Below are 17,558 nucleotides of genomic sequence, written 5' to 3'. Positions count from 1 at the left end.
CGCGCCAGATCGGGCAGCCGCTCGGCCAGCCGGCGCAGCAGCCACTGCGGCGGTTGGCCGTGCCGGACGTTGACGGCGAAATCGAGCATCCCCGGCGCGACGGCCTGATCGCCGTGGTAGCGCGCCGCAGGCGGGCTCAGGTTCAGACTCGCCATCCGTGAAACACTAGTGCGCCCCGCGGGCCGGCCGGAGCAACACCGTCACACCCGGCCGCACCCATCGAGGACAATGGTGAGGTGACAGGCACAACGTCAGCCGATCGGCAGGCCCCGAACGCCACCGCCCCCGCGGCGGCGCAGCTGGTGATCTTCGATCTCGACGGCACCCTGACCGACTCCGCGGAGGGGATCGTCGCCAGCTTCCTGCATGCGCTCGACCACATCGGCGCTCCCGTGCCGCCCGGCGACCTCGTCGCGCAGATCGTCGGCCCGCCGATGGACGACACCTTCCGGGCCATGGACCTCGGCGACGACGCCGAGAAGGCGATCGCGGCCTTTCGCGCCGAGTACGGCGCCCGCGGCTGGGCGATGAACGCGCTGTTCGACGGGATCGAGGCGCTGCTGGTGGATCTGCGCGCCGCCGGCGTCCGGCTGGCGGTGGCCACCTCCAAGCTGGAGACGACGGCGCGGCGCATCCTCGCCCATTTCGGGCTCGACCAGCATTTCGAGGTCATCGCCGGCGCGAGTCCCGACGGCGCGCGCAAGGCCAAAGTCGAGGTGCTCGCGCACGCCCTGTCGCAGCTCGAGCCGCTGCCCGAGCGGGTCCTGATGGTCGGTGACCGCAGCCACGACGTGCACGGCGCGGCCGCACACGGCATCGACACCGTGGTCGTCGGCTGGGGCTACGGCAAGGCCGACTTTCCCGACCGCGCCGCCGGAAGCGCGGCCGAGTCCGGCGTGACGCACGCCTCGACCATCGACGAACTACGGAGGGCGCTGGGTGTCTGAGCGTGAGCGGCTGCACGTGACGTTCGTGTGCACCGGCAACATCTGCCGTTCGGTGATGGCCGAGAAGATGTTCGCCGACCAACTGCGCCGGCGCGGGCTGGCCGACGCGGTGCGGGTCAGCAGCGCCGGCACCGGCAACTGGCATGTCGGCGAGTGCGCCGACGAGCGCGCCGTCGACGTGCTGCGCGCCCACGGCTACGCCTGCGAGCACCGCGCCGCGCAGGTCGACGCCGAGCACCTGGGCGCGGACCTGGTGGTGGCCCTGGACCGCAACCACGCCCGGATGCTGCGGCACCTGGGCGCCGACGACGACCGCGTCCGGATGCTGCGGTCCTTCGATCCGCGCACCGGTGCCCACACCCCCGACGTCGACGATCCCTACTACGGCGACGCGAAAGACTTCGAACGCACCTACACCGTCATCGAGGCCGCGCTGCCGGGCCTGCATGACTGGGTCGACGAACGGCTCGCGCAGAACGGATCGCCTTGATGCGCCGGCTGGCCTTTCTGCTGCGCCCCGGCTGGATAGCGCTGGCGGTGGTGGTGGTCGCCTTCGCCTACCTGTGCTTCACCGTGCTCGCCCCCTGGCAGCTGGGCAAGCACAACAGGACCTCGCAGGAGAACCACCAGATCGAATCCTCGCTGAACACCCCACCAGTTCCGCTGAAAACCCTGCTGCCGCAGCAGAATTCGGCGGCTCCCGGTGCGCAGTGGCGCCAGGTCACCGCGACCGGGCGCTACCTGCCCGACGTGCAGGTGCTGGCCCGCCTGCGGGTGATCGACTCGAAGCCGGCGTTCGAGGTGCTGGCGCCGTTCGTCGTCGACGGCGGGCCCACCGTGCTGGTCGACCGCGGCTATGTGCGCCCATTGGAAGGCTCGCACGTCCCGCCGATCCCGCGCCCACCCGCCCAGCCGGTGACCATCACGGCGCGGTTGCGCAACTCCGAGGCCGCCGCGGTGAACAAGGATCCGTTCGTGGGAGACGGTGTGCAGCAGGTGTATTCGATCGACACCGAACAAGTCGCGGTGCTCACCAAGGTCCCGCTGGCCGGGTCCTACCTGCAGCTGGTCGACGGCCAGCCCGGCGGGCTCGGCGTGGTCGGCGTGCCCGCGCTGGACGCCGGCCCGTTTTTGTCCTACGGCATCCAGTGGATCGCGTTCGGCATCCTCGCCCCGATCGGGTTGGGCTACTTCGCCTACTCCGAGATCCGGGCCCGCCGCCAGGAGAAGCAACAGCGTCCGGCCACGGCCGGCGAGACGGCGCCCACCCCGGACGCACCGCAGACGGTCGAAGCCAAACTCGCCGACCGCTACGGGCGGCGGCGGTAACCCGTCAGGTAAAGCGCCAGCCCGGCCAGCACCGCGGCGCCCGCCTGCACCAGCGACGACAGCAGCACCGCGCGCCGCAGGTCGGTCACCGCCGGCGGCCGGCCGTCGCCGAGCGTGGGCCGGATCTGCAGCTCATGGCGGTATTGCGTAGGACCGCCCAGGCGCACGCCCAGCGCCCCGGCGAAGGCCGCCTCGACGACACCGGCGTTGGGGCTGGGGTGACGGGCGGCATCGCGGCGCCAGGCCCGCGCCGCGCCGGACGGTGATCCACCGGCCAGCGGCGCCAGCAGCACCGCCAGCGACGCGGTCACCCGCGCGGCAACGTAATTGGCTACATCATCCAATCTCGCTGCGGCCCAACCGAATCGGAGGTAGCGCGGCGAACGATATCCGATCATCGAGTCCAGGGTGTTGATCCCGCGATACGCCAGCACCGCGGGCACGCCACCGGCCGCCGCGCACAGCAGCGGCGCCACCTGGGCATCGGAGGTGTTCTCGGCGATCGATTCCAGCGACGCGCGGGTCAGGCCGGCGGTGTCCAACGACGCCGGATCGCGCCCACACAGCGACGGCAGCAGCCCGCGCGCGGCGTCGACGTCACCGCGTTCCAGCAGTTCCGACATCCGCAGGCCGGTGCGCGCCAACGAGGTTCCCCCCAGCGACACCCAGGTGGCGGCCGCGATCGCCGCGATCGACCACGCCCGGCCGCGCCGATCGGCGGCGCGTTGCACCACCAGCCCGAGCGGGCCCACCGCCGCGACCAGCGCGCCGACATGGACCGCGCCGGCGAACCGGCTGTCGCGGTAGCTCACGCTCTCCAGCGCGGCGGCGGCTCGACCGAACAGCGCGACCGGATGGCCCCACCGCGGGTCGCCGAGCGCGCGGTCGGCGAGGTAGCCGATCGCCACGCCCGCGATCCGGGTCCTCGTCGCAACCACCCCGGCAGCGTCTCATACCGGAACCCATGAGGCCGTCGAGCCAAGTCCACGATGAAGCGGCCGATGGTCGGCAAACGCCGCAAAGCGGACTAGCGTCGGCCCATGACCTTTCCAGCGCTCAACCACGTCGCGGTCACGGTGCGCGACATCGCGATCAGCGGCCCGTGGTATCGCAGCCTGCTCGGCACCGACCCGATCCTCGACGAGCACACTGACGCCGGATTTCACCACCAGGTGTGGATGCTCGACGGCGGCACCGTGTTCGGCATTCACCAGCACGACCGCCCGGCGCCCGACGAAACGTTCAGCGAGCACCGCGTCGGGCTCGACCACGTCGGCTTCGGGTGCGCGAGCCGCGCCGAATTACAGGGCTGGGTGGACCGGCTGGGCGAACTGGGCATCGAGCACGGCGGCATCGTGGATGCGCCCTACGGCTCGGGGTTGAGTTTTCGCGACCCTGACGGCATCGCGCTCGAGTTCTTCGCGCCGCCTGGCTGATCGGCTCAGCGCACCGTCGCGAAGAACGCGCGCACATCCTCGACGAACAGCTCCGGTTGTTCGAACGCCGCGAAATGCCCGCCGTGTGGCATGTCCGTCCAGTGGGCGATGTTGTAGACGGGTTCGCACCAGGCGCGCGGCGCCTTGAGCAGTTCCTCGGGGAAAGCCGCGACGCCCGTGGGCAATTCGACGCGGTCCCCGCCGCCGAAGCCCGCGAAGCTCTCCCAGTACAGGCGGGCCGAGGACGTGGCGGTATTGGTCACCCAGTAGACCATCACGTTGTCGAGCAGTTCGTCGCGGCTGAGCGCGTTCTCGGGGTGCCCGTCGCAATCCGCCCAGTCCCAGAACTTTTCGACGATCCAGGCCAGCTGTCCCACGGGTGAATCGGCCAGGCCGTAGCCCAGGGTCTGGGGACGGGTGGACTGCTGCTTGGAATAACCGGTGCCCCACTTGCGGTGGTTGGCCAGCGCGGCGAGCGCGCGTTGTTCCTCCTCGGTGGGATTCGCCAGCGACTCCTTGGTGGGCCTACCGATCGGCATGTTCAGGTGGATGGCCACGCAGTGGCCGACGTTGCGGCCGATCTGGGTGGTGACCGCGGCACCCCAGTCGCCGCCCTGGGCGCCGTAGCGCTCGTAGCCCAACCGCAGCATCAGCGTTTCCCAGGCGTCCGCGATCTTTTCCACGCCCCAGCCGGTGGCCGTGGGTTTTCCGGAGAAGCCGTAGCCGGGCAACGACGGACACACGACATGGAAGGCGTCCTCGGCCCGGCCGGACGCGGGGTTGGTCAACGGCTCGATCACCTTGTGGAACTCCACAATTGAGCCCGGCCAGCCGTGCGTGATCACCAGCGGGAAGGCATCGGCGTGCGGCGAGCGCTGGTGGACGAAATGGATATCCAGGCCGTCGATTTCGGTGGTGAACTGATCGAAGCGGTTGAGCGCGGCCTCCCGCGAGCGCCAGTCGTAGTCGGTCGCCCAGTAGTCGGCCAGCTCGCGGGTGTAGGCCAGCGGCACGCCCTGGCTCCAGTCGGCCACGCATTCGGCCTCGGGCCACCGCGTGCGGGCCAGCCGCGCTCGCAGGTCGTCGAGAACCTCGTCGGAAACGTCGATGCGGAACGGCTTCACGCGTTCATAGTGCCGCCGGGGCGGGCACCGGCGGCGCGCGGGGTCTTCCCCGCCGCCCGGCGCCGATTGCCGCACCCCGCTGGCGGGTATCGCTGCCAAGGCGCGAGAACACCGATGGCAACAGTGAGGGGATTCCCCGATGACAACGACGGCGCCGCGCGTTCTGGTGGTGGTCTCCGCGGCCGACCGGATTCCGCTACGGAACGGCCGCAGCGAGCTGACCGGCACTTACCTCGGTGAGCTGATCGAACCGACCGACGCGATGCGCCAGGCCGGGTTCGAGCTTGCCTTCGCCACCCCGGGCGCGCGGGCTCCCGTCATCGACGGCACCTCATGCAGCCTGATGTACTTCGCCGGCTCGCGCAGAAGGCGTGACGCCGCGTTGAGCAGCTATCGGGAGCTTCTCGAGCTCGGTCTGGCCGCGCCGGCCAAACTCGAAGAGATCGGCCATGACGCCCAGCGCCTGGACGGGTTTGACGCCGTGTTCGTGCCGGGCGGTCACGCGCCCCTGGTCGACCTGCTGCACCGCGACGCTTTTGCCGACGACGCGCTCAACGATGACTTCGGCGCGCTGGTCCGTCACTTCCACGACGCCCGACGACCGACCGGCCTGATCTGTCACGCTCCCGCCGCGCTCGCCGCGGCTCCCACCCTCGAGGGCCAGTGGACGTATGAGGGGTACCGGATGACCTGCTTCAAGACCGGCGTCGACACGATGCTGTCCACGGTCCCGTTGGCGCGCCGCTTCAGGGGACGCCTGAAGGATGACCCGACCGAACTGTTGAGGTCTCGCGGGGCCAACGTCGAACAGACGACCCTCCCGATGGGCAGCAAGGTCGTCGAGGATCGCGAACTGATCACCGGCCAAGACCCGTACTCGGCCAAGGCGTTCGGGGCCGCGTTCGTCACCAAGGTCCGCGGCGCACGGGCCTGACGAAGCCGTCGCGCCGGCCAATCCTGGTGGGCGCGGACGGTATCGAACCGCCGACCGCTGGTGTGTAAAACCAGAGCTCTACCACTGAGCTACGCGCCCGTCGCTGCGGGCAGGCTACCCGCCCGACGGCCAAGTCCCCAAAATCAGACCCGCTCAGGCCCGCAAGGCCGCCAGCGCGTCGGTCCAGAGCCGCTGGTCGCGCGACTCGCCTGGCTGTTTCATCTCGGCGAAGCGGATGATGCCGGACCGGTCCACCACGAACGTTCCGCGGTTGGGGTAGCCGGCGTCCTCGTTGAACACGCCGTAGGCCTGGCTGACCGCGCCGTGTGGCCAAAAGTCTGACAGCACCGGGAACGTGAAGCCGCTGTCCAGCGACCAGGCCCGGTGTGTGGGCGGCGGACCCACCGAGATGGCCAGCGTCGCGCTGTCGTCGTTCTCGAAATCGGGCAGGTGGTCCCGCAACAGGTCCAGCTCGCCCTGGCAGATCCCGGTGAACGCCAGGGGGAAGAAGACCAGCAGCACGTTCTTGGCGTTCCGGTAGGAGCTCAGCGTGACTCGCTGTTGGTTCTGGTCGCGCAAAGTGAAATCCGGGGCGGGGGTGCCGACCGACAGCATCAACGCTTCCCGGCCCGGGATTTGGGCTGTACCAACTGGCTGGCGCTCCAGTCGCCCAGGTTCACCGACGAGGTCGGCATCAAACCGGCGGTCGGTGCGGCCTCGGCGATTTCGGCCGGCAGAACGTGGCCGGGCTTGCCGGTCTTGGGCGTCAACACCCAGATCACCCCGTCTTCGGCCAGCGCAGTGATCGCGTCCATCAGGGTGTCCACCAGGTCGCCGTCACCGTCTCGCCACCACAGCAGCACGACGTCGACTACCTCGTCGGTGTCCTCGTCGAGTAAGTCACTGCCGCAGGCTTCCTCGACCGCGGCGCGGATCTCGTCATCGGTGTCTTCGTCCCAGCCCCACTCCTGCACAACCTGGTCGGGTTGGATGCCCAGTTTGCGAGCGTAACTCGGGGCGTGATCCGCCGCGACCACCGTGGAGCCTCCTTCAACGTCCGAGCGCTGTGCGATTCGGGATTATCGTCGCACAGCAAGAACTCGGTCCATACTTCCGCATCATCAGGTTGCCAGGCAGAGTTTTACCGCGTTCTTTTTCGTGTCGTTGAGTTGATCGACCCGTTTGTTGAATTCCGACGTCCCCGCGTGCGTGCCAATGGCGTTGGCCACGGCCCGGGCGGCGTCGATGTAGGCGTTGAACGCGTCCTTGATCTGCTGTGACATCGCGTCGCTGAAGCTGTTGCCCACCGTGGTGGCGCTGTCGTTGAGGGCGTCGATGGCCGGGCCCTCAGTCGGCCCGGTGCCGCGACCGGCGTTGAACGCCTTGACGAACTCGTTGGTCTTGTCGATCGCGTTCTTGCTGGTGGTGATCAGCGTGGCGCAGGCGGTGCGCACCGCCTTGGTGGTCAGCGATTGCTGCCGCTGCGATTCCCGGATGCTCGACGTCGCCGACGACGCGGACACCGACGCCGACACCGACTGCCGGTAGGCCGGAGCCACCTTGGTGTCGGGCGTTGCCGTGCCGTTGGTGACGGAGGTGCACCCCACGATGCCCATCAGCGCCACGGCGAGACAACCGAGGGCCAACGCCCAGCGCCGGGAGAAGTCCCCCACCTGCGTCTGAGGGACGGCACGCCACCGGATGAGCACAAGCCTGACGTTACCGGGTGGCCCCTGTGCTTGCCCCAGACCCGCCGAGTTGATGTTCGCCGGCCGACGCTCGGCCCGCTACCCGACGTCGGCTATCCGCGCCCAACGGCGGTGCGGCACGATGGTGGGCAGGGTGCGACCCACCCGTTACGGCACACATTCCGCCAACAACAGGAGTAGTGCGTTGACAACTGAGTTCGTGCGCCACGATCTGGCCACAAACCCCAACGGCGCAACCGAACCCGACCGCGTCCGGGTGATCCGCGAGGGGGTGGCCTCCTACCTTCCCGACATCGATCCCGACGAGACGTCGGAGTGGCTGGAGTCCTTCGATCAACTGCTGGAGCGCTCCGGCCCGTCGCGGGCGCGCTATCTCATGCTGCGATTGCTGGAACGCGCGGGCGAACAGCGCGTCGCGATCCCGTCGCTGACCTCCACCGACTACGTCAACACCATCCCGACCGAGCTGGAGCCGTGGTTCCCCGGCGACGAGGACGTCGAACGCCGCTACCGCGCGTGGATCCGGTGGAACGCCGCCATCATGGTGCACCGCGCCCAGCGCCCGGGAGTCGGTGTGGGCGGCCACATTTCGACCTACGCGTCGTCCGCGGCGCTCTACGAGGTCGGCTTCAACCACTTCTTCCGCGGCAAGTCGCACCCCGGCGGCGGCGACCAGGTGTTCATCCAGGGCCACGCCTCCCCGGGCATCTACGCCCGCGCATTCCTGGAGGGCCGGCTGACCGCCGACCGGATGGACGGCTTCCGCCAGGAGCACAGCCACGCCGGCGGCGGCCTGCCCTCCTACCCGCACCCGCGGCTGATGCCCGACTTCTGGGAATTCCCCACGGTGTCGATGGGTCTGGGCCCGCTCAACGCCATCTACCAGGCGCGCTTCAACCACTACCTGCACGACCGCGGCATCAAGGACACCTCCGACCAGCACGTGTGGTGCTTTTTGGGCGACGGCGAGATGGACGAGCCCGAAAGCCGCGGCCTCGCGCACGTCGCGGCGCTGGAGGGCCTGGACAACCTGACGTTCGTGGTCAACTGCAACCTGCAGCGCCTCGACGGTCCGGTGCGTGGCAACGGCAAGATCATCCAGGAGCTGGAGTCGTTCTTCCGCGGCGCCGGCTGGAACGTCATCAAGGTGGTCTGGGGCCGCGAATGGGACGCCCTGCTGCACGCCGACCGCGACGGCGCGCTGGTGAACCTGATGAACACCACCCCGGACGGGGACTACCAGACGTACAAGGCCAACGACGGCGCCTACGTGCGCGACCACTTCTTCGGCCGGGATCCGCGCACCAAAGCGCTCGTGGAGAATATGACCGATTCCGAAATCTGGAACCTCAAGCGCGGTGGCCACGACTATCGCAAGGTCTATGCCGCCTACCGCGCGGCCGTCGACCACAAGGGCCAGCCCACGGTGATCCTGGCCAAGACGATCAAGGGCTATTCGCTGGGTGCGCATTTCCAGGGCCGCAACGCCACGCACCAGATGAAAAAGCTTGCGCTGCAAGACCTTAAGGACTTCCGTGACGCGATCCGGATCCCGATCAGCGACGCGCAGCTGGAGGAGGATCCCTACCTGCCGCCCTACTACCACCCCGGCTCGGACGCCGAGGAGATCCGCTACATGGTCGACCGCCGGCGCACCCTCGGCGGCTTCTTGCCCGAGCGGCGGACGAAGGCCAAGGCGTTGCGGCTGCCCGGCCGCGAGACCTACGCCGCGCTGAAGAAGGGATCGGGAACCCAGGAGGTCGCCACCACCATGGCGACAGTCCGGACCTTCAAGGAAGTGTTGCGGGACAAAGAAGTTGGTCCGCGCATCGTGCCGATCATTCCCGACGAGGCGCGCACCTTCGGCATGGACTCGTGGTTCCCGTCGCTGAAGATCTACAACCGCAACGGCCAGCTGTACACCGCCGTCGACGCCGAGCTGATGCTGGCCTACAAGGAAAGCGAAGCCGGGCACATCCTGCACGAGGGCATCAACGAGGCCGGGTCGGTGGGGTCGTTCATCGCGGCGGGCACGTCGTACGCCACGCACAACGAGCCGATGATCCCGATCTACATCTTCTATTCGATGTTCGGCTTCCAGCGCACCGGTGACGGCTTGTGGGCCGCCGCGGACCAGATGACGCGGGGCTTCCTGCTCGGCGCCACCGCGGGGCGCACGACGCTGACCGGCGAGGGGCTGCAACACGCCGACGGCCACTCGTTGCTGTTGGCCAGCACCAACCCGGCGGTGGTCGCCTACGACCCGGCGTTCGCCTACGAGATCGCCTACATCGTGGAAAGCGGGCTGGCCCGGATGTTCGGGGAGAACCCCGAGGACGTGTTCTTCTACATCACCATCTACAACGAGCCGTACGTGCAGCCGCCCGAGCCGCAGAACTTCGACCCCGAGGGCGTGCTGCGTGGCCTCTACCGCTACCACGTGGCCACCGAACAGCGGGCCAACAAGGCGCAGATCCTGGCCTCGGGGGTCGCGATGCCGTCGGCGCTGCAGGCGGCCGAGATGCTGGCCGCGGAGTGGGACGTCGCCGCCGACGTGTGGTCGGTGACCAGCTGGGGCGAGTTGAACCGCGACGGCGTGGCCGTCGACAGGGCGAGGCTGCGCCACCCGGACCGGCCGGCCGGTGTCCCTTACGTCACCCAGGCCCTGTCGAACGCCGTCGGCCCCGTCGTCGCCGTCTCCGACTGGATGCGCGCCGTCCCCGAGCAGATCCGGCCCTGGGTGCCGGGCACCTTCGTCACCCTGGGCACCGACGGGTTCGGCTTCTCCGACACCCGGCCGGCGGCGCGGCGGTACTTCAACACCGACGCCGAGTCGCAGGTGGTCGCGGTGCTCGAGGCGCTGGCGCGCGACGGGGAGATCGACCCCTCGGTGCCGGTCGCCGCCGCCCGCCAGTACAAGATCGACGACGTGCAGGCCGCCCCGGAGCAGACGTCCGACCCCGGGGTCGCCTGACGTCAGGCCGCGGCCCGGCTCGGCGCAGGACCGACTCCGCCCGCCGAGCGTGAAGTTAGTTTCACGCTGGGCGCCGAGCGTGAAGCTAGTTTCACGTTCGGCGCCGGAACAGGGCGTGGCGGGCGCCCGGCATGTCCCGCGAGCCGCCAGGGGCCCCGCTTCTTAAGAACGCCACGCGCCGCCTTTGGCGGAAACTTCCAGAAAAAGCGCGTAGCTTTTAGGGGTGAATGACAACCCCTTCGCCGGTCCGTTCGCCAAGCAACCCCGATCGCCGCTGGAGCTGCTGGACACCGTGCCGGAGTCCGTGCTGCGGCGGCTGAAGCAGTACTCCGGCCGCCTGGCCACCGAGGCGGTCTCGGTCATGGGTGATCGGTTGCCGTTCTTCGCCGACCTGGAGGCGTCGCAGCGGGCCAGCATGGCGCTGGTGGTGCAGACGGCCATCAACAACTTCGCCGAGTGGATGCAAGACCCGCACAGCAACGTCAGCCACACCGCGCAGGCCTTCGAACTGGTGCCCCAGGACCTCGCCCGCCGCATCGCGTTGCGCCACAGCGTCGACATGGCGCGCGTGACCATGGACTTCTTCGAGGAAGTCGTCCCGCTGCTGGCCCGCTCCGAAGAGCAGCTGACGGCGCTGACGGTGGGCATCCTGAAGTACAGCCGCGACCTGGCGTTCACCGCCGCCACCGCCTACGCGAACGCGGCCGAGGCGCGCGGGACCTGGGACAGCCGGATGGAGGCCAGCGTCGTCGACGCGGTGGTCCGCGGCGACACGGGCCCCGAGCTGCTGTCCCGCGCCGCGGCACTGAACTGGGACACCACCGCCCCGGCGACGGTGGTCGTCGGGACCCCGGCGCCCGGGCGCGACGGGTCCACCGGTCCCGACGACAGCGAACGCGCGAGCCAGCACGTCCGCGACATCGCCGCGCAGCACGGGCGCGCGGCCCTCACCGACGTGCACGGCACCTGGCTGGTCGCGATCGTGTCCGGCCAATTGTCGCCCACCGACAAATTCCTGGGCGATCTGCTGGCGGCGTTCGCCGACGGCCCCGTGGTCGTCGGGCCCACCGCACCGATGCTGACGGCGGCCTATCACAGCGCCAGTGAGGCGATATCCGGCATGAACGCCGTGGGCGGCTGGCGCGGAGCGCCTCGTCCCGTGCCGGCGCGCGAACTACTGCCCGAACGCGCCCTGATGGGCGATGCGTCGGCGATCGTGGCGCTGCACACCGACGTGATGGGCCCGTTGGCCGACGCGGGTCCGACGCTGATCGAGACCCTCGACGCTTACTTAGATTGTGGCGGCGCCATTGAGGCTTGTGCCAGAAAGTTGTTCGTTCATCCAAACACCGTGCGCTACCGACTCCGGCGGATCACCGACTTCACCGGCCGCGATCCCATGCAGCCACGTGATGCATATGTGCTGCGCGTGGCGGCGACGGTCGGCCAACTCAACTACCCGACCAACCCGCCAAGCGCAGTCAACAACGCCATGCCCGCTGTTCCGCTGCCGGTCAAAGGGGCCGTTGGGGGGCAATTCGGCGGATAGTGACCCAGGCAACAGATCGCGGCACGATATCAAACCCGTAGCTTACGGAGCCGTTTTGTAGGGAGTACACAAAAACCTAAGACGAGGTTCATAATCTGTTACACCCGCCAAAACCGTTTCCACAGTGTTCTCTTAAACACGTGATTGCATTGCTTGCGCCCGGACAGGGTTCGCAGACCGAGGGGATGCTCTCGCCATGGCTGGAGCTCGCCGGCGCCGCTGACCAGTTGGCGCTGTGGTCCAAGGCCAGTGGCCTCGACCTCGTGCGCCTGGGCACCACCGCATCGACCGAAGAGATCACCGACACCGCGGTCACCCAGCCGCTGGTCGTGGCCGCCACGCTGCTAGCCCACCAGGAGCTGACCAAGCGCGGACTGCTGTCGGACGCCGAACTGGTCGTGGCCGGCCACTCCGTCGGTGAGATCGCCGCCTACGCGATCGCCGGCGTGATCGCCGCCGACGACGCCGTCGCGCTGGCCGCCACCCGCGGCGCCGAGATGGCCAAGGCGTGCGCCGTCGAGCCGACCGGCATGTCCGCGGTGCTCGGTGGCGACGAGGCCGATGTGCTGGCCCGCCTCGAGCAGCTCGACCTGTTCCCCGCCAACCGCAACGCCGCCGGGCAGATCGTCGCCGCCGGCGCGCTGACCGCGCTGGAGAAGCTGGCCGAAGACCCGCCGGAGAAGGCCCGGGTGCGCGCGCTTGGCGTGGCCGGCGCGTTCCACACCAAATACATGGCGTCGGCGCTCGACGGTTATGCCGCCGCGGCGGCCGCCGTCCAGACGTCCGAGCCCACCGCCACGCTGCTGTCGAACCGCGACGGCAAGCCGGTCGCCTCGGCGGCCGCGGCGATGGAGGCGCTGGTCGCTCAGCTCACCCAGCCGGTGCGCTGGGACCTGTGCACCGCGACGCTGCGTGACCTGGAAGTCACTGCGGCCGTGGAGTTCCCGCCCGCGGGGACTCTCACCGGTATCGCCAAACGAGAACTTCGGGGGGTTACGGCTCGCGCCGTCAAGTCGCCCGCAGACCTGGACGCTTTGGCCGAGCTCTAAAGCCAGCTCGACCAGTTGCATAACCAGTACAACCGCATATCACGTCAATTCGACTAACACGCAACACATTACGAAGGGAAGAAAGCTGTGGCCGTCAGCCAGGAAGAAATCATCGCCGGTATCGCCGAGATCATCGAAGAGGTGACCGGTATCGAGCCCTCCGAGGTCACCCCGGAGAAGTCGTTCGTCGACGACCTGGACATCGACTCGCTGTCGATGGTTGAGATCGCCGTGCAGACCGAGGACAAGTACGGCGTCAAGATCCCCGACGAGGACCTCGCCGGTCTGCGCACCGTTGGTGACGTCGTCTCCTACATCCAGAAGCTCGAGGAAGAGAACCCCGAGGCTGCCGAGGCGCTGCGCGCCAAGCTGGAGACCGAGAACCCCGAGGCGGTCGCCAACGTCAAGTCGAGGCTGGAAGCGGACAGCAAGTGAGCAAGCCTTCCACTGCTAATGGCGGTTACCCCAACGTTGTGGTAACCGCCGTCGCGGCGACGACCTCGATCGCGCCGGACATCGAGAGCACGTGGAAGGGTTTGTTGGCCGGCGAAAGCGGCATCCACGTTCTCGAAGACGAGTTCATCACCAAGTGGGACCTGCCCGTCCAGATCGGTGGCCACCTCAAGGAGCCCATCGACGAGCACATGAGCAGGCTCGACTTGCGGCGCATGTCGTACGTCCAGCGGCTGGCGAAGTTGCTCAGCACTCAGCTCTGGGAGTCCGCCGGCAGCCCGGAGGTCGACCCCGACCGGTTCTCGGTCGTGGTCGGCACCGGTCTCGGCGGCGCCGAGAGGATCGTGGAGAGCTACGACCTGATGAACGAGGGCGGGCCCCGCAAGGTGTCGCCGCTCGCCGTTCAGATGATTATGCCCAACGGCGCCGCGGCGGTGGTGGGCCTGCAGCTGGGCGCCCGCGCCGGGGTCATCACCCCGGTGTCGGCGTGCTCGTCCGGCTCGGAGGCGATCGCGCACGCGTGGCGCCAGATCGCAATGGGTGACGCCGATTTCGCCGTCTGCGGCGGGGTCGAGGGCCCCATCGAGGCGCTGCCGATCGCGGCGTTCTCGATGATGCGGGCCATGTCCACTCGCAACGACGAGCCCGAGCGTGCGTCTCGGCCGTTCGACAAGGACCGCGACGGCTTCGTGTTCGGCGAGGCTGGGGCCCTGATGATCATCGAGACCGAAGAGCACGCCAAGGCCCGCGGCGCCAAGCCGCTGGCCCGGTTGATGGGTGCCGGCATCACCTCGGACGCGTTCCACATGGTGGCACCGGCGGCGGACGGCGTGCGTGCGGGCCGGGCGATGACGAGGTCGCTCGAGTTGGCGGGGTTGTCCCCCAAGGACATCGACCACGTCAACGCGCACGGCACCGCGACGCCGATCGGTGACACGGCCGAGGCCAACGCAATCCGGGTCGCCGGTTGCCAGGAAGCGGCGGTGTACGCACCGAAGTCGGCTCTGGGGCACTCCATCGGTGCGGTCGGGGCTTTGGAATCTGTTCTCACGGTATTGAGCCTTCGGGACGGCGTGATACCGCCAACACTCAACTACGAAACACCGGATCCCGAGATCGACTTGGATGTTGTCGCGGGCGAACCTCGCTACGGCGATTTCCGTTACGCGATCAACAACTCATTCGGGTTCGGCGGCCACAACGTGGCACTCGCCTTCGGGCGGTACTGAGTACGGCGTCCGGCGACGACTCGGGTCCCCACGGGCCCGAGGAGGAGCCGGACAACATGGAAGGAACGTTCGCAAGACCCATGACAGAGCTGGTTACCGGGAAATCGCTCCCGAACGTGGTCGTCACTGGCGTAGCCATGACGACCGCGTTGGCTACTGATGCCGACACCACCTGGAAGCTGTTGCTGGACAGCCAAAGTGGTATCCGCAAACTCGAGGATCCGTTCGTCGAGGAGTTCGACCTGCCGGTGCGCATCGGCGGGCATCTGCTGGAGGACTTCGACAGCCAGTTGACCCGCGTGGAGTTGCGTCGCACGGGCTACCTGCAGCGGATGTCGACCGTGTTGGGCCGGCGGGTCTGGGAGAACGCCGGCTCCCCCGAGGTCGACAGCAATCGGCTGATGGTGTCGATCGGCACCGGTTTGGGTTCGTCGGAAGAGATGGTCTTCAGCTACGACGACATGCGCGCTCGTGGCATGAAGGCCGTCTCTCCGCTCGGCGTGCAGAAGTACATGCCCAACGGCGCCTCCGCCGCGGTGGGCCTGGAGCGTCAGGCGAAGGCCGGTGTGATCACCCCGATTTCGGCGTGCGCGTCGGGCTCGGAGGGGGTGGCGCAGGCCTGGCGCAACATCGTGTTCGGCGAGGCCGACATCGCCATCTGCGGCGGCGTCGAGACCAGGATCGAGGCGGTGCCGATCGCGGCGTTCGCCCAGATGCGCATCGTGATGTCGACCAAGAACGACGACCCGGTGGGGGCCTGCCGACCGTTCGACCGCGACCGCACCGGGTTCGTGTTCGGTGAGGCCGGCGCGCTGATGGTGATCGAGACCGAGGAACACGCCAAGGCCCGCGGCGCCAATATCTTGGCCCGCATCATGGGCGCCAGCATCACTTCCGACGGCTACCACATGGTCGCCCCGGACCCCAACGGCGAACGCGCCGGGCACGCCATGAGCCGCGCCATCCAGCTCGCCGGCCTGAGCCCGTCCGACATCCATCACGTCAACGCCCACGCCACCGGCACCTCCGTCGGTGACGTCGCCGAGGGCAAGGCGATCAACAACGCCCTGGGCCCGCACGGCGGCAACGCCGCCGTCTACGCCCCCAAGGCCGCCCTGGGCCACTCGGTGGGCGCGGTCGGCGCGGTGGAATCCATCCTGACCGTGCTCGCTCTGCGCGACCAGGTCGTCCCGCCCACGCTCAACCTGGAAAACCTCGACCCCGAGATCGACCTGGACGTCGTGGCCGGCAAACCACGCCCGGGCAACTACGAGTACGCCATCAACAACTCGTTCGGCTTCGGCGGACACAACGTGTCCATCGTCTTCGGGCGGTACTGAACCCGAGCAACACCGAATATCAGGAGACCTGCGATGACTATCACGGCCCCCGAGACGGTTGGCGAGTCGCTCGACCCTCGCGACCCGCTGTTGCGCTTGAGCAATTTCTTCGACGACGACACCGTCGAGCTGTTACACGAGCGGGACCGGTCCGGCGTGCTGGCCGCCGCGGGAACCGTGAACGGTGTGCGCACCATCGCGTTCTGCACCGACGGCACCGTGATGGGCGGTGCCATGGGCATCGAGGGTTGCACGCACATCGTCAACGCCTACGACACCGCCATTGAGGAGCAGAGCCCGATCGTGGGTATCTGGCACTCCGGTGGTGCCCGGCTGGCCGAGGGCGTGAAGGCACTGCACGCGGTGGGCCTGGTGTTCGAGGCGATGATCCGGGCGTCGGGCTACATCCCGCAGATCTCGGTGGTCGTCGGCTTCGCGGCCGGCGGCGCCGCCTACGGGCCGGCCCTGACCGACGTCATCGTGATGGCACCGGATAGCCGGGTGTTCGTCACCGGGCCCGACGTGGTGCGCAGCGTCACCGGCGAGGACGTGGACATGTGCTCGCTGGGTGGTCCCGAGACCCACCACAAGAAGTCCGGGGTGTGCCACATCGTCGCCGACGACGAGCTCGACGCCTACGAGCGTGGTCGCCGGTTGGTCGGGTTGTTCTGCCAGCAGGGGCATTTCGACCGCAACAAGGCCGAGGCCGGCGACACCGACATCCACGCGCTGCTGCCCGAGTCGGCGCGACGGGCCTACGATGTGCGCCCGATCGTGACCGCGATCCTCGACGACGAGACGCCGTTCGACGAGTTCCAAGCCAACTGGGCGCCGTCGATGGTGATCGGGCTGGGCCGGCTGTCCGGCCGCACGGTCGGCGTGCTGGCCAACAACCCGTTGCGCCTGGGCGGTTGTCTGAACTCCGAAAGCGCCGAGAAGGCAGCGCGTTTCGTGCGCCTGTGCGATGCGTTCGGTATTCCGCTGGTGGTGATCGTCGATGTGCCCGGTTACCTGCCCGGCGTCGACCAGGAGTGGGGCGGCGTGGTGCGCCGCGGCGCCAAGCTGTTGCACGCATTCGGTGAGTGCACGGTGCCGCGTGTCACGCTGGTCACCCGAAAGACGTACGGCGGGGCCTACATTGCGATGAACTCCCGGTCGCTGAATGCCACCAAGGTGTACGCGTGGCCGGACGCCGAGGTCGCGGTGATGGGCGCCAAGGCCGCCGTCGGCATCCTGCACAAGAAGAAGCTGGCGGCCGCCGCCGACGACGAGCGCGAAGCGCTGCACGATCAGCTGGCCGCCGAGCACGAGCGGATCGCGGGCGGCGTGGACAGCGCCATCGAGATCGGCGTGGTCGACGAGAAGATCGACCCTTCCCACACCCGCAGCAAGCTCACCGAGGCGCTGGCCCAGGCGCCCGCGCGCCGCGGCCGCCACAAGAACATCCCGCTGTAATTCGGCTGCTCCCGCGAGCGTAACCGCACT

17 protein-coding genes, 1 tRNA gene and 1 pseudogene are annotated in these 17,558 nt (G+C 68.6%); 12 read left to right on the top strand and 7 right to left on the bottom strand.

The window, feature by feature from the left end; genetic code table 11:
* Positions 1 to 155, bottom strand: a pseudogene (locus DQP57_RS27660) (Rv2231c family pyridoxal phosphate-dependent protein CobC); the annotation flags it as partial.
* An 81-nt stretch (positions 156 to 236) separates the two neighbouring features.
* Here DQP57_RS27660 and DQP57_RS19590 point away from each other — a divergent pair.
* The 3 genes from DQP57_RS19590 to DQP57_RS19580 are packed head-to-tail and all read left to right on the top strand — an operon-like array spanning position 237 to position 2,276.
* Positions 237 to 947, top strand: coding sequence for an HAD-IA family hydrolase (locus tag DQP57_RS19590; RefSeq protein ID WP_205869170.1), 711 nt, complete (start codon positions 237 to 239; stop codon positions 945 to 947).
* Positions 940 to 1,437, top strand: coding sequence for a low molecular weight protein-tyrosine-phosphatase (locus DQP57_RS19585; protein ID WP_112634375.1), 498 nt, complete (start codon positions 940 to 942; stop codon positions 1,435 to 1,437). Before DQP57_RS19590 ends, DQP57_RS19585 begins: the two co-directional genes overlap by 8 nt.
* On the top strand, positions 1,437 to 2,276 hold the full coding sequence (locus DQP57_RS19580) for an SURF1 family cytochrome oxidase biogenesis protein (protein ID WP_112634374.1): 840 nt from the start codon (positions 1,437 to 1,439) through the stop codon (positions 2,274 to 2,276). Before DQP57_RS19585 ends, DQP57_RS19580 begins: the two co-directional genes overlap by 1 nt.
* Here DQP57_RS19580 and DQP57_RS19575 read toward each other — a convergent pair.
* Positions 2,258 to 3,214, bottom strand: a complete 957-nt coding sequence (locus tag DQP57_RS19575; protein WP_112634373.1) for a cobalamin biosynthesis protein — start codon at positions 3,212 to 3,214, stop codon at positions 2,258 to 2,260. The genes DQP57_RS19580 and DQP57_RS19575 overlap by 19 nt on opposite strands.
* 102 nt (positions 3,215 to 3,316) lie before the next feature.
* Between DQP57_RS19575 and DQP57_RS19570 the strand changes: the two genes are divergently transcribed.
* Positions 3,317 to 3,712 carry a VOC family protein gene (locus tag DQP57_RS19570; RefSeq protein WP_112634372.1) on the top strand — a complete coding sequence of 132 codons (396 nt, stop codon included), beginning with the start codon at positions 3,317 to 3,319 and terminating at the stop codon, positions 3,710 to 3,712.
* A gap of 5 nt (positions 3,713 to 3,717) precedes the next feature.
* Here the strand turns inward: DQP57_RS19570 and DQP57_RS19565 are convergent, their stop codons facing one another.
* Positions 3,718 to 4,836, bottom strand: coding sequence for an epoxide hydrolase family protein (locus DQP57_RS19565; protein WP_112634371.1), 1,119 nt, complete (start codon positions 4,834 to 4,836; stop codon positions 3,718 to 3,720).
* 139 nt (positions 4,837 to 4,975) lie between these two features.
* Here DQP57_RS19565 and DQP57_RS19560 point away from each other — a divergent pair, with 139 nt between their 5' ends.
* Positions 4,976 to 5,770: a DJ-1/PfpI family protein gene (locus tag DQP57_RS19560; protein WP_112634370.1), complete on the top strand. Its 795-nt coding sequence runs from the start codon at positions 4,976 to 4,978 to the stop codon at positions 5,768 to 5,770.
* Between the two features lie 24 nt (positions 5,771 to 5,794).
* Here DQP57_RS19560 and DQP57_RS19555 read toward each other — a convergent pair.
* The 4 genes from DQP57_RS19555 to DQP57_RS19540 all read right to left on the bottom strand — a co-directional run bounded on the left by DQP57_RS19555 (position 5,795) and on the right by DQP57_RS19540 (position 7,479).
* Positions 5,795 to 5,869 (bottom strand) — tRNA-Val (locus DQP57_RS19555).
* Between the two features lie 54 nt (positions 5,870 to 5,923).
* A complete protein-coding gene (locus DQP57_RS19550) occupies positions 5,924 to 6,385 on the bottom strand; it encodes a peroxiredoxin (RefSeq protein WP_112634369.1) in 462 nt (153 codons plus the stop codon).
* Positions 6,385 to 6,807 (bottom strand): DUF3052 domain-containing protein, encoded by a 423-nt coding sequence (locus tag DQP57_RS19545; RefSeq protein ID WP_112634368.1) that lies wholly within the window; start codon positions 6,805 to 6,807, stop codon positions 6,385 to 6,387. The genes DQP57_RS19550 and DQP57_RS19545 overlap by 1 nt, the downstream gene beginning before the upstream one ends.
* Before the next feature lie 84 nt (positions 6,808 to 6,891).
* A complete protein-coding gene (locus DQP57_RS19540; RefSeq protein WP_112634367.1) occupies positions 6,892 to 7,479 on the bottom strand; it encodes a hypothetical protein in 588 nt (195 codons plus the stop codon).
* Positions 7,480 to 7,663: 184 nt separating this feature from the next.
* Between DQP57_RS19540 and aceE the strand changes: the two genes are divergently transcribed.
* The 7 genes from aceE to DQP57_RS19505 all read left to right on the top strand — a co-directional run bounded on the left by aceE (position 7,664) and on the right by DQP57_RS19505 (position 17,528).
* Positions 7,664 to 10,453, top strand: coding sequence for a pyruvate dehydrogenase (acetyl-transferring), homodimeric type (gene aceE / locus DQP57_RS19535; RefSeq protein ID WP_112634366.1), 2,790 nt, complete (start codon positions 7,664 to 7,666; stop codon positions 10,451 to 10,453).
* A 223-nt stretch (positions 10,454 to 10,676) separates the two neighbouring features.
* Positions 10,677 to 12,002 carry a PucR family transcriptional regulator gene (locus DQP57_RS19530; protein ID WP_112634365.1) on the top strand — a complete coding sequence of 442 codons (1,326 nt, stop codon included), beginning with the start codon at positions 10,677 to 10,679 and terminating at the stop codon, positions 12,000 to 12,002.
* A 140-nt stretch (positions 12,003 to 12,142) separates the two neighbouring features.
* Positions 12,143 to 13,051, top strand: coding sequence for an ACP S-malonyltransferase (locus tag DQP57_RS19525; protein WP_112634364.1), 909 nt, complete (start codon positions 12,143 to 12,145; stop codon positions 13,049 to 13,051).
* 87 nt (positions 13,052 to 13,138) lie between these two features.
* Positions 13,139 to 13,486 carry a meromycolate extension acyl carrier protein AcpM gene (gene acpM, locus DQP57_RS19520; RefSeq protein ID WP_007770614.1) on the top strand — a complete coding sequence of 116 codons (348 nt, stop codon included), beginning with the start codon at positions 13,139 to 13,141 and terminating at the stop codon, positions 13,484 to 13,486.
* Positions 13,483 to 14,733 (top strand): 3-oxoacyl-ACP synthase KasA, encoded by a 1,251-nt coding sequence (gene kasA / locus DQP57_RS19515; protein WP_112634363.1) that lies wholly within the window; start codon positions 13,483 to 13,485, stop codon positions 14,731 to 14,733. Before acpM ends, kasA begins: the two co-directional genes overlap by 4 nt.
* A gap of 80 nt (positions 14,734 to 14,813) precedes the next feature.
* Positions 14,814 to 16,073 (top strand): 3-oxoacyl-ACP synthase KasB, encoded by a 1,260-nt coding sequence (kasB, locus tag DQP57_RS19510; protein WP_205869169.1) that lies wholly within the window; start codon positions 14,814 to 14,816, stop codon positions 16,071 to 16,073.
* Between the two features lie 33 nt (positions 16,074 to 16,106).
* Entirely contained in the window at positions 16,107 to 17,528 is a 1,422-nt protein-coding gene (locus tag DQP57_RS19505; protein WP_112634361.1) for an acyl-CoA carboxylase subunit beta, read from the top strand.
* The last annotated feature ends 30 nt before the right edge of the window (positions 17,529 to 17,558 follow it).

It is taken from the genome of Mycobacterium colombiense, from assembly GCF_003284935.1.
Classification (GTDB): Bacteria; Actinomycetota; Actinomycetes; order Mycobacteriales; family Mycobacteriaceae; genus Mycobacterium; species Mycobacterium arosiense_A.
Note: the sequence above shows the minus strand (reverse complement) of the source record. Positions and strands in the feature narration are given on the sequence as shown.